Raw genomic sequence first — 19,154 nt, 5'->3', positions numbered from 1 at the left:
CGGCGACGGATTCGAGCGCCGCGGTCCGGGACAGTAACGTTCTTTCGTACCTGTCACGTCAGCTAACGGTATGCCGGACCACGAACCCGAGACGAACGTCGTGCTCGTCGACGGCGCACGAACGCCACACGGGACGCTCCTCGGCTCGCTCGCCGACGTCGAGGCCGTCGAACTGGGACGGATCGCGATCGACGGCCTGCTCGATCGCGTGTCCGTCGCGGACGAGGCCGTCGACTGGGTGGGCCTCGGGAACGCCATCCAGGCCGGGATCGGGCAGGTACCGGGTCGACAGGCCGTCGTCGAGTCGTCGCTTCCGAACGAGACCCAGGTCACGACGGTCAACGAGGCGTCGGGATCGGGACTGCGCGCAATCGCGCTCGCGGCCGATCGAATCGACGCCGGGCGGGCCGACTTCGCCATCGCGGGCGGCTTCGAATCGATGACGAACGCGCCGTGGATCCTGCCGGACTACCGGAAGGGACGTCGCCACGGCGACGTCGAGATCAAGGACTCGATGATCCTCGACTCGCTGTGGGACGTCAACCTCGACGTCCACATGGGCGAGATCACCGAGCGGCTGGTCGATCGGGAGGGAATTTCCCGCGAAGCCCAGGACGAGTACGCCCTCGAGAGCCACCGACTGGCGGCCGAGGCGATCGACGGCGGCGCGTTCGACGACGAGATCGTCCCGGTCGAGTCCGGCGGCGGGACGGTCACCGAGGACCAGGGCCCGCGGCCGGACTCGACGCTCGAGGACCTCGCGGAACTCCCGACGGCGTTCCGCCAGGACGGCACCATCACGCCCGGAAACGCCTCGAAACTCAGCGACGGCGCGGGGACCGTCTTGCTCGCCGACGCGGAGGCTGCGGCCGATCGGGGACTCGACCCGCTGGCGCGACTCGTCGATTACGATCTCGTCTACCGCGATCCCGACGAGTTCAACGAGGCCGTCGGCGACGTCGTCGCGGGACTGCTCGATCGAAACGGGCTGGAAGCCGGAGACGTCGACGCCTACTGGATCAACGAGGCCTTCGCGGCCCAGTCGGTGTACGTCATGGACCGACTCGGCATTCCCCGCGAGGCGATGAACCCCTGCGGCGGTGCAGTCGCGTTCGGCCACCCGATCGGTGCTTCGGGCGGGATGCTCGCGACCAGCCTGGCCTACCAGCTGCGGGACGACCCGGACGTCGATCGCGGCCTCGTTGGGATGAGCGTCGGCGGCGGCGGGGCGATCATGGCGCTGCTCGAGGCGGCCTGAGAGGACGGTTCGGACGCGCCTGACGCGTCGTTTCGAGGGGTTTACCTGACCGCCGTTCCGAAGTACGCCCGATGACGCTGTACTCGCGGGTGCGCCCCCTCGCGTTCACACTCCCCGCCGAGACCGCCCACGACCTCGGCAAGCGGACGCTCAGGGGCGTCCAGTCGACGTGGCCGACGCGGACCGCGCTGTCGTACGCCTACCGGTACGAGCACCCGGCACTCGAGGTCGACCTGTTCGACGCGACGTTCCCGAACCCCGTCGGCGTGGCGGCGGGCTTCGACAAGAACGCCGAGGTGACCCACGCCCTCGCGGCGCTCGGCTTCGGCTTCGTCGAGATCGGTACCGTCACGCCGTACCCGCAACCGGGGAACGACCGGCCCCGACTGTTCCGCCTCCGGGAGGACGAGGCGATGGTCAACCGGATGGGCTTCAACGGCCAGGGTATGGAGCGCGTGAAAGACCGCCTCGAACGCGACGGCACGCCCGACGTACCGATGGGCGTCAATATCGGCAAGATGAACTCGTCCTCCGAGTCCGAGGCGATCGAGGACTACCGCCGGGTCTTCGATCGACTCTCGCCGTTCGCCGACTACGTCGTGGTGAACGTCTCCTGTCCGAACACGCCCGAGGAGTTCGACGAGGGCTCTCCCGAGCACCTCCGATCGATCTTCGAGACGCTCGAAGCCGAGAACGACGCGGACGTGCCGATCCTCGTCAAGATCGGCCCCGACTCGCCCGAGGAGTCGATCTTCGACCTCGTCGACATCGTCCGGGAGTTCGACCTCGACGGCATCGTCGCGACCAACACGTCGACGAGCAGAGAGGGACTCGAGTCGCCGAACCGCGAGGAGTGGGGCGGACTCAGCGGGAAGCCGATCGAAGACCGCTCCACCGCCGTCGTCCGATCGATCGCCGAGTACACGGACGGCGACCTGCCGATAATCGGCGTCGGCGGCGTCGACTCGGCCGAGAGCGCCTACGCGAAGATCCGGGCCGGCGCCTCGCTCGTCCAGTTGTACACCGGGTTCGTCTACGGCGGTCCCTCGACCGCGAAGCGGATCAATCGCGGGCTGGTCGCGTTGCTCCAGCGGGACGGGTACGCCTCGATCGAGGACGCGATCGGCGCGGATCTGGAGTGAGCTAGCCGGGTTCGGGATCGTCGATCGCGTCGTCGAGGCCGTGGTGTTCGGCCGGCCCGACGGCCTCCGCGGGCCGATCGTCCGGGAGTTCGCGCGTGTTCGACTCCGTCGCCTGCGGTTCGACCACCGGCTCCGTATCGCCGCCGGTGACGGAGAGATACACCGATCTGAGGTGTTCGGTCTTGGTCGTCTCGGGTTCGGTCTCGGTCATCGTACCACGTTAGTCGGTGGCACGGCCAGCGAGAACATATAAAGTGAGCACTACTTTCAGGATCTGGGAACGGATACGAGTACCGGATCGGATGTCCACACCGTGGCAATACAGGCGGCGCTTCGAGCGAGGAGCGAGGATCCCCGTTCGAGCGGAGACTGTCCCCGAAACGCGTTACGCGCTGAATACTGCCGCGGATCGTTCCGGTTCCCGATACTTCACCGTGACGTATCTATTGTGAATGGTATCTCCGGCCTTCGGGACAGTAATCGGCTGCAGAAATCATATACTGTCGACCAAACCGATTCACGTGTCTTCCGACGACTGTCTATCTTGCTCATAACTAACCACACCTGACAGGAACGACGACGTGATGGGGGGACCGATGCGTACGATTGGGGGAATAGCGACTGAACTGTCCAATACCGGTTCGGGAGTGGCGACAGCCACGGAGACCCGAGCCGAAACAGATCGCCGGTCGGGGACATGAAGTCGGCGAGCGTTTCACACCTCGTCGGCGAGTCCCCGGACGACGCGTCCACGCTGTCACAGGACGTGGCGTTCAAGATGTTGAGCTGTCGCCGGCGGCGATACGTCATTCACTGTCTCAAACAACGAGGCGACGCGGTCGAACTCCGGGACCTCGTCACGCAGGTCGCCGCCTGGGAGAACGAGGTGTCGCCGGAGGAGGTGACCTACGAACAGCGGATGCGCGTGTACACCGCGCTTCGGCAGTCGCACCTGCCAAAACTGGACGACGGGGGGATCGTCTCCTTCGAGGAGGGCCGTGGAACGATCGCACTCACCGACGCGGCCGCCGAACTGGAGGTCTACCTCGACGTCGTCCCACACGAGGACATCCCGTGGAGCAAGTACTACGCCGGACTCGGAATCCTCAGCCTCGGATTCGTGGGGACGCTGTGGATGGGACTGCCGCCGTTTTCGTTCGTCGCTCCGCTCGGCGGGGCGTTGCTCGTCACGCTGCTCTTTACGATCTCCGCCGCGTTCCACGTCAGGTACGATCGGCGGATGCGACTCGGCGGCGACTCCGACCCGCCGGTCGCGGAGGTGGAGCCATGAACCGAACGACCGTCTGGTACGCCACCGTGGGGATCGTTCTCGCGGCCCTGCTCGTGTTCGTCGGTCTCGTTACGTTCCCGGGCCTCGTCGGCGGCGACGACGTTTACATCGTCACCTCCGACAGCATGCAGCCGACGATCGAATCGGGCGACGTCATCATTACGCAAGACGTCGACCCTGAAGCGATCGAGTCCGGCGACGTGGTCACGTTCCAGGACGGAAGCGGTGCCGACGCCGGGACCCTCACGCATCGCGTCGTCGAGGTCCGGGAGGAGAACGGTGAGCGATACGTCCGGACGAAAGGTGACGCGAACGAGGACCCTGACGAGGGCTACATCCCGGCCGAGTACGCCCAGGGGACGCTTCACGTCCACGTTCCGTACCTCGGTTACCTCCTGCTGTTCGCCCGATCGAGTCTCGGGCTCTTCGCGCTCGTGATCGCACCCGGACTGCTCCTCGTCGCGTCCGGGAGCTGGCAACTGCTCCGGGAGTTCGGCTATGCGCCGACCGTCGATCGCGTTCTGGAGGCGATCCTCGGTCCGGACGGCGACGGTGGCGAACCTCCGGCACTCGAGGGAGAGACGATCGAGGCGCCCGCGTTGGAGTCGGCCGACGACGCTCCTGAGCCCGGCGCACGGAACGATGCCGCGAGGACGGAGGGCGAGCGATGACTCGATCGCGCGTCGTGTGGCTCGTCGCGGCGATAGCGATCCTGGGTGCGACGGCCGCCGCCGTTCCGATCGCGCCGACGGCAGGGTTCTTCTCGGACGAGAGCACGTTCGAGGACAACAGCATCGGCGCCGCCGAGTGGGGCCCGACCGCCTTCGAGGTGGACGCGCCCGACCGGGTCAACGCGAGCGAGAACGCTACGCTCGAGGTCGCCCTCGCGAACGACGGCTCAAGACCGACGGTCACCGAGTACGAAATCGTCGTCCGCAACGAGACCATCGAAGCGGACAGCGTTACACTCGACGGGGGCCAGTCGTGGAACGCGAGCTACGGGTTCAACACGTCTGAAGCCGGTGAACTCAACTGGTCAGTCACCGTCGAAAACGAGACGGAGTCAGGTACCCTGACGATCGCAGAAACCGACACCGAGACTGAGGGGGCTCTGAACGCGTCCGAGACGGACAACGAGACTGAAACGGACAACGAAACGGTCGACAGCGAGAACGTCTCCGACGGAACTGACGAGGATGTCACGGACGACGAAAACGCGACCGACTCCGGGAACGAAACCGACGGAAACGAATCTCAATCCGAAATCGAGGCAGAGAGTGAAGACGGAGAGGAATCGGATACCGACCCCGAGGACGGAGACGCCGAGTCAGTCATTGCCGATCCCGAATACTGAGGCCCTCGCTTTTCGACGTCGGAGGGCTCTGCCCGCCCGTCGGTGTTCTGCGCCTGTGATCATGGGACGAATCGATCGCGTTCGACTACTCGTCCGAATCCGTATGTTCCGTGCCGGCAAGCAGGAGCAGGAACGCTCCGACGAACACGATGTTTTTCAGGACGAATGCGCCGAACGCGTCGTACGCGAACGGAATCGGCGGCGCGAACGCGATCGACGGGACGAGCGCGAGCGTGAGGAACGCGACGACCTGGTGCGGAACGAACAGCAGCGTCGCGATCCCGAGTCGGTTGCGGAGAAAGCACAGCCCGAGCAGCACCTCGTAGACACCCACGATCGCTGGCAGTACGGCGACGGGAACGATCGTCGTGACTCGGCTTGCGTCCGCAACTGCGATGATCGGTTCGTCGACCGGTGACGGTCCCGAGACGACGAACTTCTGAACCCCGAACGTAAGAAAGACGAACGCGAACGCTCACTGGGTGACAAGAGTGCCCCGATCGCGACCGAAAGCGACGGTTCGTCGCGTAAATCGGTCGGCGTACTCCAGGAGATGCGCCTGTATGGTGATCCCTCCTCTCATCGGCCGTCTACTGTGTGGTCGGTTTCATTTGTGTGGGTTCTTCGAAACGATCGGAAGTGATAGTTGACGTCGGCGTTGAGCAACTGCTTCGAGACGTCGACACCGGACGCGGATCGACGCTCGGGCTGACACGGGACATAACGAGTGACGCGAACGGCGACGACCGTAAAAATCGCCACCGCCGATTCACGACGTGACCGCGATAATCACTCCTCCTTCTTCTCGTCTTCGGGTTCCATGCCGGAGCCGTCGTTGTGGCGGCACTGTTCGGTGTAGAAGCCGAGGTCAAACGACACGGAGTCCGTCTGGATCTCGTTGGCGTGGTCGACCGGTAGCCACCACGAGAAGCCGACATAGTTAGTTGTCGAGTTCTCGAAGCATTCGCGGTCACCATCACCGTCAGGTTCGAGGGAGACGCAGAAACTCACGTGACTGATTCCTGCATTGTCAGGGGGGGTTAGCGATTGCTCATCGCCACTGCTACCGCCGTCGTAGTCATATACAGTCGCCCTTGGACCGCCTTTGATGATAACCTTGTCTACACAGAATCCATCAGAATCGCCAGGATCTGTTTCCCAACTGATCCCCCTCACCTCTGTATCATCATCTTCGTCCTTAACTTCCTCAACACATACTTTGATATCACCATAGGGTGTCGTGTATGTCTCGCACGCATTCTCTTCTGCTTCAGGAAGGAGGAGATCGTCATCTGACTCTGCTTCGATTTTGATCGCCTCAACCAACCCGTAATCCTCACAGGTCGGATTCCCTTCAACCTCTTCATCTCTGTCATACCCTTTTGGATCACAGGTACCGGGTGTAAGGTCGTTATTATCGGCTTCGGGTTGGAGTGGAATCCCGATACCCTCGTTTTCGGATTCCAGAAGCCTCAGGGCTTCCCGCAGCGAAAGCGGACTCTCGAAGAGCAGTCGTTCATCGTCTTGATAGATATTATCGCCGGGTTCAGCGTCGCCCTCGTCGGAGTCGTCTATCCAGAACTGCGTTTGGATTGCATCGAGTAGTTCGACATTGTTGTCTATCGAGGTTGAAACTTCATAGGGATCTCCCTCTTCATGCGGGTCTTTAGATTCTGGCTCAGTGGTCCCCTTCTCTCGCGCCTCAACCAGTGCACCTGTCAGCCAGACGTAACCAGGATTATCACACAGATGAAAGCTGAGTGTCAGTTCCCCAAAGTCACCCGGCTTGACGTCGCTTATGTTGATCAACGGATCCCCGGGTGCCGTCACTTGAGGGTTCGGTTCGCCACCGATTCCTCCTTCCCCACTGGAATCGGTCCGCCAGCCCGAGTTGAGCACGTATGGAGTATCGGCATCCACATTACAGAAGTAATTGGGTGACTTCGGTTTCGTCCATCCATCTGGCATATCCTGGTATCCGTCATTATCGGTATCCGGAAACGCCTCGATAGCCGTGTTCGTCATGAACTGACCGACGTCATCTTCGTGGACCCACAGGAGGTATTCCTCGGCCTGCGTGGGGAAACCGACGTAATCCTCTGAGTTTTCGGGTTTCTCCATCATCACGTTTTCTTCGTCTATCCCGTCAAGTTCGTCGTCACTCCAGTCGCTATAATGTTCCTGCCAGTCGACCTTGAGATCAAGCGCACCGGCAACGAGCTGGTTGCCGTCGAAAGTCTCCTTGTCGCTGAAAAACGCACTCGTCCCTGCACCTGCGAGAGCTCCACCGACGCCGATCGCGCCGAGTGCCCCCAGAACGTTTCGCCTCGAAACCGGATTCGAATTTGGTTGTTCCGTCATAGGTTTCCACCCCCTGATCAGGGGACAGTCACCGCGAGGTGATCCCCCACGACGCGGCCACACCGCGCCACGAGCCTTCGAGCCAGCCGAAGGCCGAGTCCCCTGAATTAGGGTACCAGAACGGGCGACACGGAGGGGCGTATATATACACAGGCAGGATACCGGCTAGAGAACCCCTCTATCTCGTCAGGGAACGGCTTCGCAGTCGAGGGGGATCGCAGGTCGTCACTGATCGATCGATTCTCGATCGAAACGTACCTGTAACTGTATTGACCCACTCTCTCGCGTCACGACCGTCGAAAACGGCTATTTCCGATAGCTATCCGGAAGGGACTGCGTTCCGCTCCCTACGCCTCGTCTACTGTGACTCGAGTCCCGTACCCCGACTCACCGACCACCTCGCCGTCCTCGAAGACGACCTCGCCGCGGACGACGGTCGCGATCGCCTTCCCGACGAACGACTCGCCCTCGAACGGCGTCACGCAGTTCTTCGAGTGCAGTTCCGACGCGTCCTCGAGCGTCCACTCCCGATCGGGGTCGACGATCGTGAAGTCGGCGTCGGTACCGATCTGGAGCGACCCCTTCTGCGGGTACATCCCCCAGACCTGCGCGGGGCGGGTCGAGTGACGGCGCACCCACTCCTCGAGCGTGAACCGGCCCTGGTCGACGAAGGTGAGCATCGCCGACACCTCGGTCTCGAGGCCGACGAAGCCCGAGATAGCGTCCCAGGTGTCGCCGAACGGATCGTCCACCATCTTCTCCTCGGGGGTGTGCGGCGCGTGGTCGGTCGCGAAACAGTCGATCGCGCCGTCGTCGATGCCGATACGCCACAGTTTCTCCCGCTCCGCGGCGTCGCGGATGGGGGGCTGGATGCGCGCCGGGTTCCCCTTTTCGCGCATCACGTCCTCGGTGAACCAGAGGTAGTGCGGCGTCGTCTCGGCGGTCACGTCCACGCCCCGGTCCTTTCCGCGGGCCACGGCCTCGGCGGCCGACCCCGACGAGACGTGGAACATGTGGACCTTCGCGTCCGTCTCCTCGGCGAAGGTGACCATCCGCTCGACGGCCTCCTGCTCCGCGATCACCGGCCGCGAGTGGGAGTGATCGATCGGTTCGTTCCGCCCCGCCGCTTTGAACCGTTCGGTGTAGTGGTCGATGATCTCCCCGTTCTCCTCGTGGAAGCCGAGTCGCTTGCCCGTCTCGCGGATCCGCTCCATCGCTTCGAGTATCTCGCCGTCGTTCGGCGGCGGGACGTCCCCCACCGTGGACCCCAGGAAGATCTTGTAGCCGAGGACGCCCGCTCGGTCGAGGTCCGGGATCAGGTCGAGGTTCTCCGAGGTGACGACCGCGTAGCTCTGGAAGTCGACGTGTGCCGACGCCTCGCCGCGCTCGTATTTCAACGCGAGGTGCTCGGGCCGATCGATGACCGGGTCGGTGTTGGGCATCCCGACGACGGTCGTCACGCCGCCCGCCGCTGCGGCGCGGGTCGCGGATTCCCAGTCTTCCTTGTACTCGAGGCCGGGTTCGCGGTTGTGGATGTGGCAGTCGACGATGCCGGGGACGAGGACGGCGCCGTCGGCGTCGAGGACCCGATCGGCCTCGGGAAGTCGACCGCTCCGGCCGACGGCCGCAATCTGGCCGTCCTCGACAGCGACGCCAGCCCCGGGGGTCCGCCCCGCGGGCGTCACGACGGTACAGTTTCGCACGACGAGGTCGACGGTCATTGCCGGGGGTTGTGGAGGGGCGCGCATATAGGTTCTGTTGCCCGCTCGCCGGTCGAGGCGGCCACGCGGTCGACGGACCTGTATCGACGGGGTACTCGATCGTAGGACGGGCGTAGCCGCTGGTACCGAAGCGATACTAAACACCGCAAAGCCCGTGGTCGAGGACGATGGGAACACACGCGCCCGAACGGCTCCGCGACAGGACGGTACTGGTGACCGGCGGTGCAGGGTTTGTCGGCAGCCACCTCGTCGAGACCCTGGTTCCGGACAACGAGGTTCGCGTTCTCGACGACTTCTCGACCGGATCTCGCGAGCACCTGTCCGACGACGTGACGGTGATCGAGGGCGACGTTCGCGACCCGATCGCGCTCCAGGAGGCCGCTCGCGGCGTCGACGTAATCTTCCACCAGGCTGCGGTCGTCAGCGTCTCACGGACCGTCGAGGAACCGCGCCGGTCGAACCGGACCAACCTCGACGCGGGCCTGCTGGTGCTAGAGCAGGCCAGACAGGAGGACGCCAGGGTCGTCTTCGCCTCGAGCGCGGCCGTGTACGGCCACCCGTCGGAGTTGCCGGTCCCGGAAACCGCCCCGGCCGAGCCGACCTCGCCCTACGGCGTCCAGAAGCTTGCGATCGACCAGTACGCCCGGCTCTACGAGGACCTGTACGATCTGCCCACCGTCGCGTTGCGGTACTTCAACGTCTACGGCCCCCGCCAGCGCGGCCCCTACAGCGGCGTGATCTCGACGTTCCTCGAGCAGGCGCGCGCGGACGAGCCGATCACGATCGAGGGCGACGGCGACCAGACGCGCGACTTCGTCCACGTCAGCGACGTCGTCCGGGCGAACCTGCGTGCGGCGACGACCGACGAGGTCGGAGCCGCGTACAACGTCGGCACCGGCGATCGGGTCTCGATCGAGGACCTGGCGAAGACGATCCGTGACGTGACCGACTCGTCGTCCCCGATCGTCCACCGGGAGCCACGGACCGGCGACATCAGGCACAGCGGTGCCGACCTCACCAGGGCGACGCGGGAACTGGGATTCGAACCCCGCGTGAGCCTCGAATCGGGGCTTCGATCGCTCGCCGACGGGACGTCCATCGCGCCGATCGTGGACGGGACGGCCGACCAGAACGCCGAACACACCAGTTACAGCTGACCACGCGCCCAGTTTTCGAGAATCGAGTTCGGATCGACGACGTTCGTCGATACCGGACCGTCTCGAACCACCTCGCTGAGGGGACAAAACGGTCGATAACCGTTACGAAATCACTGCTTGATTTCGTCCACGGGGCCGAGAGCCTGAAACCGCGTCATCGCCACCGCACGGGTCGGTAACCCCGCTTCTCATCGGCGTAGGTGAGAGATAACTATCGGTATCGACGGCCTCACTGATCCGTATGACGCTACTCGAAAGCGCGATCGTCTTCACCGTGAGCCTACTCATCGGTGCACTGGGAATCTACGTCGGTGCAAGCGTGGTCGTCGACGCGGCGGACTACACGTACGCCATCGTCACCGCACTCATCGGGGCGATCGTCTGGGGGCTCGTGGGATTCTTCTTCGGATGGATCCCGTTACTCGGCCCCTTGCTCGTCTTCATCGCGTACCTCGCGGTGATCAACGCGCGCTATCCCGGCGGGTGGGTCGACGCCGCCGCGATCACCATCGTCGCCTGGCTCTCGGTCCTGGTCGTCCTGTACGTCCTCGCGATCCTCGGCGTGATGGGGTTCGAGGCCGCCGGCGTGCCGGGAGTCTAGACGGCCGAGTCCGGAAGCGGGTCGACGAGGACCACTGCTTCACCGGTGACGACGGGTTCGGACGCGGTTTCGACGATCGTCTCCAGGCGGTACCGGTCGCCACCGAGGTCCTCGAGGACTTCCACGGTCGCCGTCAACTCGTCACCGACGGCGACCGGCCCGCGGAACTCGAGGTCCTGCGAGAGATAGACGGTGACGCCCGGAATCCGGGCGAGTGCGGCGCTGATCAGACCGGAAACGAGCGTGCCGTGTGCGATCCGGCCGCCGAACCGGGTCTGCCCGGCGAACGAATCGTCGAGGTGGAGCCGGTTCGTGTCGCCGCTGGCGAACGCGAAGTCCGCGACGTCCGATTCGTCGATCGTCTTGGCGAACGTCACGGTGTCGCCGACGGCGATCGCCGACGGGTCGTCGACCGTCCGACTGGTCGTCCACTCCTCGTGAGCGATCGTCGACGCTGACGACGCGTCGCCGATCGACTGCTCGTCACCGGTGTCGGCGATTGTCATTCCACCGGCCCCGTCGCGGTCGTCCGCCGTCGTGGGAACTCCCAGTGCGGCGAACGTCGCCCTGTTCGCTTCCCGCATACTCGCGACGACGTGGTCGGATGCGCGTGACCAGGCCCGGATCGTCTGTGTGAGCGAAGTCATCTGTGTAGCCCGTACCCGAACGTGGTTCGCGAGGATCGATGCCACAGTGACGGGTGCGTTAGTGTACTGGCAGGTCTCGAACCTAATAAGAGTACTGGAGAAAAACACGTCCGCGAGCATGTAGTGTGGACGTACAATCATCGAAACAATCACTTATTCCGCAAACTCGGATATAATTCGCGCTAATAGTTACGAACGTCCGTTCGTGTTTATTCGACCCCTCGAGCAACTGCGTATCAGCCTCACGAACGACGTCCGTACCGACCGGCGAGCCGACAGGAGGAACCGGTAGGCACCTACTGAATGCGGCCGACGCCGAACTCCCCTGCGGGCTGGTCGATCGAACGTTCCACACGGGATGAGATACAGACCGAATCGTAACACAACATGTCTTATAAGAAATACTTTGTAGACCGGTCACGACGGTACAGGACGGGAGAACCGTGAGCGAGGACTACCCATGCTAGCTGCCATGACCCTCCACACATCGATAACCGCCGTCGCGTTCGCATCATCGGCCGTTCTCACGGCGATTTCGGACGCCGTCCAGCCGGTGGTACCCGTACAACTCCAATGGGGGCCTCACCTGGCAGCGCTAGCGGGGATCGTTGCGCTGGCGGTTCTCGGCGGTGTTCTCGCGCTCCGGAACCGACTCGAGGCCGCGAACTCGATGACGTCGACGGCCGATTCCGAAACGGGGACCGACGAGTTCCTGACCGATCGAGAGAAAGTCCGTCAGTTAATCACCGAGAACGGGGGCCGAATGAAACAGTCGGAAATCGTCAACGCCGTCGACTGGTCGAAAGCGAAAGTGAGCCGACTCCTCGCGGATCTCGAGGAGGACGGGCAGGTGACGAAACTCCGTCTCGGGCGGGAAAACCTGGTGTGCCTGTCCGGCCACGAACCGACCGCTTCGAAATCGCCGGAACGTCCGCAGAACGACTAACGCTCTCGGTTGCACTGTCCGATCGGGCGATTCCGGAGCCGATCGTCTGTCGATGATGACAGAGTCGCGATCGAGGAGTATCAGCAATCGTGGTTTTCCAGCGTCGAACGTGTCACTGAAACCGCCGCTGCGCGCGTAGTATCCAGTTTCTCGCCGTAATGGTAGTGTCGGTTTATACGCTCCAGCCATCGATTCGGGAATGCCTTCACGGCACAAGACATGAACGCACGCAATCAAGTACTCGTAGTACTCACTGCGCTGATGCTGTTGTCCTCGAGCGGGGCGATGGTTGCAGGGGCTGCCCCTGCGGCATCCGTCCAGGAGGACGACAACGCCAGCGACGGTGATATCGAGACAGACAACGAGACGGTCTCGGACGACGATAACGAGACGGTCTCGGACGACGATAACGAGACGGCGGACAATGAGACACCCGATGACGGTCTCGAGGAAGATACCGAGAACGAAACCCAGTCGGCGATGGTGACGTTCGAGGACCAGACGACCGACGGTGAGACGGTCGTCGTCGACGAGGTCACGATGGCCAGCGGTGGCTTCGTCACGATCCACGACAGCAGCCTGCTCGTGGGTAACGTGATCGGGAGCGTCGTCGGCACCTCCGAGTATCTCGAGCCGGGAACGCACGAGAACGTCACGGTGACGCTCGACGAACCGCTCGAAGAGGACGAGACCCTCATCGCGATGCCCCACCGCGACACGAACAACAATGAGACGTACGACTTCGTCGAGACCGAGGGGCAACAGGACGGTCCGTACCTCACGCCTGACGGCGAACCCGTGACCGACGACGCCGTGGTTACCGTCGAGGACGGCGCCGTCGACGAGGAATCGGTCGACGAAGCACCTGACGACTCCGAAGAAACCGAAGAGCCCGAAGCCGGGGTCTTCGACGTCAGTGATCTCGAGCCGATGGACGTGACCGTCACCCAGGGTGACGTCATCGACGTCTCCGCGACGATCACGAACACCGGCGAAGCGGAGGCCACGCAGACGGTCGAGTTCCGCGTCGACGACGAGGCGCTCGCGAGCGAAGAAGTCACCCTGGCCGGTGACGAGAACGAGACCGTCACGTTCGAAGGGATCGATACGGCAGCGCTCGAACCCGGTGACTACACGCACGGCGTGTACACCGAAGACGCCAACCAGACCGCGACGCTGACGGTCGAAGCTGCCGAGGAAGAACCTGACGAAGAGGAACCGGTCGACGAAGAACCGGTTGAGGAAGAGCCGGTCGACGAAGAACCGGTTGAGGAAGAACCCGTCGAAGAGGAACCCGACGAGGCGGATCGCGCCATCGAGATTACCATCGAAGAGGCGACCGTCTACGTGTTCGTCATCGGTGACGTCACCGACGAAGACGAAGTAGAGGAGCCGATGGACGACGTCGAGGAGGAAGACGACCTCGACGATAACGTCACTGACGACAGTGACGGCCTCGAAGACAACGTCACCGACGACGATGACGACTTCGACGACAACGTCACTGATGACGATAATGTCACTGACGACGACAACGTCACTGACGACGGTGATGACTTCGATGACAACGTCACTGATGACGGCGACGATCTCGACGACAACGACACCGACGACAACGTCACCGACGACGGTGACGACCTCGACGAGGAGGAATCCGACTCCTTCACCGTCGCGAACCTCGACGCGCCGGAAAGCGCGACCGTCGGTGACCAGATCACCGTCTCCGCCGATGTCTCGAACCCCAACGACGAGGAGGACACCCAGGAGATCCAGTTCCGACTCGAGGGTGACCTCGTCGACTCACAGGACGTGACGCTGGACGCTGGGGAGAACGAAACCGTCGAGTTCGACGTCGACACGTCCGACATCGAACCCGGCGAGTACGTTCACATGGTCCTCAGCGACGAGTTCGGTGAGGTCGCCGATATCGAACTGACCGAAGCAGAGGAGGACGAACTCGATGACGACGACGGTCTCGACGACAACGAAACCGACGAAGACGACGGCCTCGACGACGAGGGTGACGACTTCGACGACAACGAGACCGACGACAACGAAACCGACGACAACGATACCGAGGCGGACGCAGCGGTAATCGGCTACGCGAACAGCTAACTGTCGTTACCACCCAACGGACAGGGCGTCTTTTTATCGAGGGGCGTACAGGGCCGATCGACTCGACACGCTAGAGAGCGTCGATCGCGCCCCGACGTTGTACCCACGCCCGGACGACACGCCGACGATCGGATCGAGGGAACCGATCGGGAAGGCGGCCGGGAGAACGAGCCGATCAGGAAAACAGACTGTAGAGGCTGCTTGCGGCGACAGCGAGCATCACGAGAACGCTCGACAGGACGGGATCGATCGCGACGAAGAGCGGCAGTTCGAGTCCCGCGAGTGCGATCACGACCAGTCCGAGGACGCAGAGCCCGAGATGCAACCTGAGCACCGACGATCGATCGGTGTCCTCGCCGTCGACGTACGTGAGGACGTCGTCGAAGTTCGGACCGGGCTGGATCGTCTTCGCATCGGAGTCGTACTCGATGACGGCGTCCTCCTGGAGCTGTGGCAGGTGCGTCTGCTGGAGCGAGACGTAGACGCTCTTGTAGAGGTTGTTCGGGACGGGCGAGGAGTCGGATTCGCTCGCGGCGATTTCGGTGGCGACGTCGGAGACGTCGACCGTCCCCGACTCGGCGGCGAGCAACTGGACGATAGCCCGCCGTCTATCGTTTCCGAGGATGTGGAAGACCTCGCTTTCCGCGAGCGACTCAGTTCGGTTCCTCTGAACGGACATTGATCGGGGAGAAAACGCGATCGACGGACAGTCCACCACCTCGTACCATGTACTACCCTGTTCGCTAACCACTAACTTTAACGTGCGGTATTCGTTGCGGAGTGTCTCGCGGGAGAATAAAACCGGCAGGATCGGCGAGTTCGGTACGTGGACGAACGATCAGGACCGCAACGCAGGCGATCAGTCGCCGGGGAGATGCCCGCCGGACTGCATCTCCCGATAGGTCGTGCAGGCGGGACAGCCGTGGACGACGTCCCCGTTGTCACCGAATACGCGCGCGAACTGCTGCGTGACGTGGGTTCCGCAGTTTCGACAGCGGGCACCTGCCGTCGACGATTCCATCGGCTTCCAGTTGTGCTGTGTGGGAGTCATGTTGGGGGGTTTGGACACGAACGAGTGGGGTTGCGGGTGTGCGGTCGTCGAGAGTCGGGCACGAACCGCAGTCGTCCCCGTGGCCGGAGTTCGGAACTCGGTGGCCGATGGCCTCGTGGGACGCACTCGTCCGGCATCACCCATCACAGGGAAGCAGACGTGAATAAAGGACGTAGACCGTTCACCTCCGATGCGGTTCGGCGGGGCGCGAAACACGCAGTTTCCGACCAGTATTCGGGGGTACAAGCCGTGGGGGAGCCACTTACCGGCCGTTCGGAGAACTGGATCTCAACGTGAATTCACTCGGGTTGGCCTGCATTCGACGGCAAAACAACCGATTGAATCTCGCGTCGATTCGCGGAAACCGATAATTTCTCGATCGTAACGTATTGTTTCGCGATCGAATGAGCGTCCTTCGGAAAATAAAGTACATCGTTATAAAATACCACTATCGCTTACCGATTGTATCGCTGGAAGAAATGGAGGACCTCGCGAGAGTGGTGGACTGCGAGCCCCAACAGCGAGCACTGACGCCTCTCGAGACCGAGAGCGAGCGAACCGACCCGGCGACTATGGGTGATCACGAGCATGTCAACGCAAGCGAGTAACACGCGATCGGAGCCCTCGGACGAACCGGCAGCCCAACTCGACGTCCTCGGGGACGAGTGTGCCCGGACGATTCTCGTCGCGACGAGCGACGGTCCGAAGACGGCGAAAGAACTGACCGAACGAACGGATAGCTCCTCGGCGACCGTGTATCGACGAATCAACAATCTCCTCGAAAGCGACCTGCTGGCCGAGTGCGTGCGGTTCGACGAGGACGGGTCACACACGACCGCCTACGAAGCGCGGGCCGAGACTCTCTCCGTCAGGATCGGGGCAGATGGAATCGAGGTGACGGTTGCACGCACCGAAAGCTAACCAGACCGACCAATCGCAGTGAACGTTCGAGACGGAGAACTGTCGCCGGAACGGACAGTTTCGTCCGGAGATCGAATTCTGAAAGAAGCACTAATACGGCTGTATGATACGGATAACAAATATCTACTCAGTGGAACGGTCAGTGTGATTGAGCAATGCACGATCTGACCGGCTTCCAGCGAGACCTCCTGTACGTGATCGCGGGTGCCGACCGACCGTCGGGCCAGACCGTCAAAGACGAAGTCGAGACCTACTACAGCTCCGAAATCAATCACGGCCGTCTGTATCCCAATCTCGACACCCTCGTCAACAAGGAACTGGTCGAGAAAGGACAACTGGATCGACGGACGAACTACTACGCGATCACCGACGCCGGTCGCCAGCAGATCGAGGAGCGACGGGAGTGGGAAGAACAGTACGTCGACTTCTAGTGATCAGGCCGTGTCGATCGACCCCAGTATCAGCGGTGCCGCTACCTTCTCGGGCCGCCGTCGCCCTGGCTCAGCCTGACTCGACCCGGTTTTCCCCGGCCGAATCGCGTCGGCGAACCGGTGTCGCCGTATCGGCATAGCTTTCTCGGAAACGAATCGTCGTCGGCACGTACGAGTGACATAACAAAGCGATCGGAAACGAACTACGAGTCGGATATGGACGACGTATCGTCTGCAGCCGACGACAACTGGGTGACGTGGTGACGCATCGATGAGTCATCGAACGAACACCTGGACGCGGTTCGAACGCGTCCGACAGTACCCGATCGATCTCGCGATCGTGTCCGCCGCGGCGCTCCTGGCCTTCGTCGTGATATCGAATCTCCCGGACGGGAGTACACTACGGCTGGCAGTGACGATCCCGCTCGTGCTGTTCCTTCCGGGATACGCCCTCGTCTCGCTGTTGTTCCCGGCCGCCGCACGTGACGGCCAGGCCGTGGCGACGGGACGACGCGAACAGCGACCCCGCGGTATCGACGCGATCGAACGGGTCGGACTGGCGATTCCGCTCTCGCTGGCCATCGTGGCGCTGCTGGCGTTCGCGCTCCCCCTGACCGACCGGGGATTCGATACGGCGTCGTCGACGGTCGGCCTCGTCGTCGTGACGGTTGGACTGGCACAACTGGGCGTCGTTCGCCGGCTTCGGACGCCACAGTCGAAGCGGTTCACCGTGTCGCCGCTGGCCGCACTCGGACGACTCCGGGGGACGGGGAGCGGTACGATCAGACTGTCTTCGGTGGTGCTGGTCGTTGCGATCGGCGTCGCCGGCGGGGCACTGGTGCTCGCTCTGCTCGCGCCAGCCTCGGCGGGCGGCTTTACCGAACTGGCACTGTACACGGAGAACGAGGAGGGTGACCTGGTCGCCGGCGAACTACCCGACGAGATCGCTCCCGGTGAGACGATCCCGGTCACGATCGCGATCGAGAACCAGGAGGGTGACCACGAGGACTACACGGTCGTCGTCCAGCAACAGACCGTCGAAGACGGCGAGGTCGTCGAGCGAGAACGGCTACGCGAGATCGACGCCACCGTGTCGGATGGGAACACCGGAACCGGCGAACAGGGGATTACGCCGACCGCAGCACCCGGCGAGACGGTTCGGATCAGCGTCCTCCTGTACGACGAGGAACCGCCGGCCGAGCCGACCAACGAGAACGCGCTGGAAGACACCTACTTCTGGGTGACGGTCACGACGGGGTAGGGCCGCCGATCGCACTCCCGGGCGAACGCAACTGACGGCAGGTCGTCGACGGGTTCGGCGACACGTGACGCAGTATCGACGCCGGACGCGGCGAGGACCGACGATCGACCGCGGACGGCAGAACAGCGAGTCGACGGCCGGTCGATCGAGCCGTCGACGGACCCGAACGGTGACTGAAAACGGGTTCGTTACCGGCCAGCGCTCCCGAGAGAGCGGCCGATATCGGGCCGGCGGGCGACGTGCTGTGCGAGCGCGATAAAGAGAACCATGACACATACTACCAGGGCGACGGCAGGCGCGATCGCGGTCGACAGCGGGCCGATCGAGAACCACGAAATCGCGAGTCCGACGACGCCGAGGGACGTCACCGACGCGTAGATCCGGTGCCACGATCGCTGGTCCTCGAGGCGTCGGTCGAGGTAGGGTTCGAACAGCTCCGCGCTGGGCAGGAGCTCGATGGTGTGATCGTCGGGGTTCCAGTCGACGATGCCGTGATCCTCGAGCATGGGCAGATGCGTCTGGTAGAGCGAGATGTAGACACGGCGACGTTGCGTCCGGGTTACGTCTTCGGTGGACGTCTCGTTCTCCCAGGCGGCGACCTGCTCGACGAGGGGCGCGAGGTCACACGTGCCACCGTTTCGTTTCAGGTACTGGACCGTCCGTCGTCTCCGGGCGTTGCTGAACACGTCGAACAGTTCAGCTTGGGTGAGTTCACTGTCAGTCATGGGATGCGCTCGCGGTCCCGGCCTCGGGTGTGTTCGGATACCGCACACGACAGTGTGACACACTGAGACCCTTTACTATCGCTCAGCTACCCTCGAGAAAGGGAATTGTACCAGTTGGGCCTCGTGACTGACGGCTAAGCCAACGTTTCCAGCATCGAGAACGACCTGAGAC

20 protein-coding genes are annotated in these 19,154 nt (G+C 63.0%); 12 read left to right on the top strand and 8 right to left on the bottom strand.

The window, feature by feature from the left end:
• Positions 1 to 70 precede the first annotated feature (70 nt).
• The gene (locus tag AC6I6X_RS03870; protein WP_497929181.1) at positions 71 to 1,258 is read left to right on the top strand and encodes a thiolase family protein; all 1,188 of its coding nucleotides are present in this window, start codon (positions 71 to 73) and stop codon (positions 1,256 to 1,258) included.
• Positions 1,259 to 1,329: 71 nt separating this feature from the next.
• On the top strand, positions 1,330 to 2,400 hold the full coding sequence (locus tag AC6I6X_RS03865; protein ID WP_497929180.1) for a quinone-dependent dihydroorotate dehydrogenase: 1,071 nt from the start codon (positions 1,330 to 1,332) through the stop codon (positions 2,398 to 2,400).
• A gap of 1 nt (position 2,401) precedes the next feature.
• Here AC6I6X_RS03865 and AC6I6X_RS03860 read toward each other — a convergent pair whose 3' ends face one another.
• Entirely contained in the window at positions 2,402 to 2,611 is a 210-nt protein-coding gene (locus tag AC6I6X_RS03860) for a hypothetical protein (protein WP_497929178.1), read from the bottom strand.
• 486 nt (positions 2,612 to 3,097) lie between these two features.
• Here AC6I6X_RS03860 and AC6I6X_RS03855 point away from each other — a divergent pair, with 486 nt between their 5' ends.
• Genes AC6I6X_RS03855 through AC6I6X_RS03845 form a run of 3 tightly spaced genes read left to right on the top strand, consistent with a single transcriptional unit; the run spans position 3,098 to position 5,045 of the window.
• On the top strand, positions 3,098 to 3,691 hold the full coding sequence (locus AC6I6X_RS03855; RefSeq protein ID WP_497929177.1) for a DUF7344 domain-containing protein: 594 nt from the start codon (positions 3,098 to 3,100) through the stop codon (positions 3,689 to 3,691).
• Positions 3,688 to 4,362, top strand: a complete 675-nt coding sequence (locus AC6I6X_RS03850) for a signal peptidase I (protein ID WP_497929176.1) — start codon at positions 3,688 to 3,690, stop codon at positions 4,360 to 4,362. Before AC6I6X_RS03855 ends, AC6I6X_RS03850 begins: the two co-directional genes overlap by 4 nt.
• On the top strand, positions 4,359 to 5,045 hold the full coding sequence (locus tag AC6I6X_RS03845) for a hypothetical protein (protein WP_497929175.1): 687 nt from the start codon (positions 4,359 to 4,361) through the stop codon (positions 5,043 to 5,045). The genes AC6I6X_RS03850 and AC6I6X_RS03845 overlap by 4 nt, the downstream gene beginning before the upstream one ends.
• A gap of 85 nt (positions 5,046 to 5,130) precedes the next feature.
• On the opposite strand, the gene AC6I6X_RS03840 is transcribed toward AC6I6X_RS03845, so the two are convergent.
• The 3 genes from AC6I6X_RS03840 to allB form a co-directional block, all read right to left on the bottom strand.
• Entirely contained in the window at positions 5,131 to 5,379 is a 249-nt protein-coding gene (locus AC6I6X_RS03840; RefSeq protein ID WP_497929174.1) for a hypothetical protein, read from the bottom strand.
• 455 nt (positions 5,380 to 5,834) lie between these two features.
• Positions 5,835 to 7,406, bottom strand: a complete 1,572-nt coding sequence (locus AC6I6X_RS03835; protein WP_497929173.1) for a SipW-dependent-type signal peptide-containing protein — start codon at positions 7,404 to 7,406, stop codon at positions 5,835 to 5,837.
• A gap of 347 nt (positions 7,407 to 7,753) precedes the next feature.
• Entirely contained in the window at positions 7,754 to 9,127 is a 1,374-nt protein-coding gene (gene allB / locus AC6I6X_RS03830) for an allantoinase AllB (protein ID WP_497929172.1), read from the bottom strand.
• A 167-nt stretch (positions 9,128 to 9,294) separates the two neighbouring features.
• On the opposite strand from allB, the gene AC6I6X_RS03825 reads away from it, so the two are divergent.
• A complete protein-coding gene (locus AC6I6X_RS03825) occupies positions 9,295 to 10,284 on the top strand; it encodes an NAD-dependent epimerase/dehydratase family protein (protein WP_497929171.1) in 990 nt (329 codons plus the stop codon).
• 241 nt (positions 10,285 to 10,525) lie between these two features.
• Positions 10,526 to 10,885 (top strand): hypothetical protein, encoded by a 360-nt coding sequence (locus AC6I6X_RS03820; protein ID WP_250142638.1) that lies wholly within the window; start codon positions 10,526 to 10,528, stop codon positions 10,883 to 10,885.
• Here the strand turns inward: AC6I6X_RS03820 and AC6I6X_RS03815 are convergent.
• Complete coding sequence (locus AC6I6X_RS03815) at positions 10,882 to 11,532, bottom strand: MaoC family dehydratase (RefSeq protein ID WP_497929170.1); 651 nt, start codon at positions 11,530 to 11,532, stop codon at positions 10,882 to 10,884. The genes AC6I6X_RS03820 and AC6I6X_RS03815 overlap by 4 nt on opposite strands.
• A 472-nt stretch (positions 11,533 to 12,004) precedes the next feature.
• On the opposite strand from AC6I6X_RS03815, the gene AC6I6X_RS03810 reads away from it, so the two are divergent.
• Entirely contained in the window at positions 12,005 to 12,478 is a 474-nt protein-coding gene (locus tag AC6I6X_RS03810; RefSeq protein WP_497929169.1) for a helix-turn-helix transcriptional regulator, read from the top strand.
• A gap of 219 nt (positions 12,479 to 12,697) precedes the next feature.
• Positions 12,698 to 14,593, top strand: coding sequence for a DUF7282 domain-containing protein (locus AC6I6X_RS03805; RefSeq protein WP_497929168.1), 1,896 nt, complete (start codon positions 12,698 to 12,700; stop codon positions 14,591 to 14,593).
• Positions 14,594 to 14,768: 175 nt separating this feature from the next.
• Here the strand turns inward: AC6I6X_RS03805 and AC6I6X_RS03800 are convergent, their stop codons facing one another.
• Together AC6I6X_RS03800 and AC6I6X_RS03795 are read right to left on the bottom strand one after the other, a co-directional pair.
• Positions 14,769 to 15,272, bottom strand: coding sequence for a DUF7344 domain-containing protein (locus AC6I6X_RS03800; protein ID WP_497929167.1), 504 nt, complete (start codon positions 15,270 to 15,272; stop codon positions 14,769 to 14,771).
• Positions 15,273 to 15,452: 180 nt separating this feature from the next.
• Positions 15,453 to 15,614 carry a DUF7563 family protein gene (locus tag AC6I6X_RS03795; protein ID WP_246969724.1) on the bottom strand — a complete coding sequence of 54 codons (162 nt, stop codon included), beginning with the start codon at positions 15,612 to 15,614 and terminating at the stop codon, positions 15,453 to 15,455.
• A gap of 618 nt (positions 15,615 to 16,232) precedes the next feature.
• On the opposite strand from AC6I6X_RS03795, the gene AC6I6X_RS03790 reads away from it, so the two are divergent.
• The 3 genes from AC6I6X_RS03790 (at position 16,233) to AC6I6X_RS03780 (ending at position 18,257) form a co-directional block, all read left to right on the top strand.
• The gene (locus AC6I6X_RS03790) at positions 16,233 to 16,565 is read left to right on the top strand and encodes a helix-turn-helix domain-containing protein (protein WP_497929166.1); all 333 of its coding nucleotides are present in this window, start codon (positions 16,233 to 16,235) and stop codon (positions 16,563 to 16,565) included.
• Positions 16,566 to 16,720: 155 nt separating this feature from the next.
• The gene (locus tag AC6I6X_RS03785; RefSeq protein WP_250142631.1) at positions 16,721 to 16,996 is read left to right on the top strand and encodes a PadR family transcriptional regulator; all 276 of its coding nucleotides are present in this window, start codon (positions 16,721 to 16,723) and stop codon (positions 16,994 to 16,996) included.
• Positions 16,997 to 17,267: 271 nt separating this feature from the next.
• Positions 17,268 to 18,257: a DUF1616 domain-containing protein gene (locus AC6I6X_RS03780; protein ID WP_497929165.1), complete on the top strand. Its 990-nt coding sequence runs from the start codon at positions 17,268 to 17,270 to the stop codon at positions 18,255 to 18,257.
• 188 nt (positions 18,258 to 18,445) lie between these two features.
• Here the strand turns inward: AC6I6X_RS03780 and AC6I6X_RS03775 are convergent, their stop codons facing one another.
• Complete coding sequence (locus tag AC6I6X_RS03775; RefSeq protein ID WP_497929164.1) at positions 18,446 to 18,982, bottom strand: DUF7344 domain-containing protein; 537 nt, start codon at positions 18,980 to 18,982, stop codon at positions 18,446 to 18,448.
• Positions 18,983 to 19,154: the final 172 nt, after the last annotated feature.

It is taken from the genome of Halosolutus sp. YCN4 (assembly GCF_059736495.1).
Note: the sequence above shows the minus strand (reverse complement) of the source record. Positions and strands in the feature narration are given on the sequence as shown.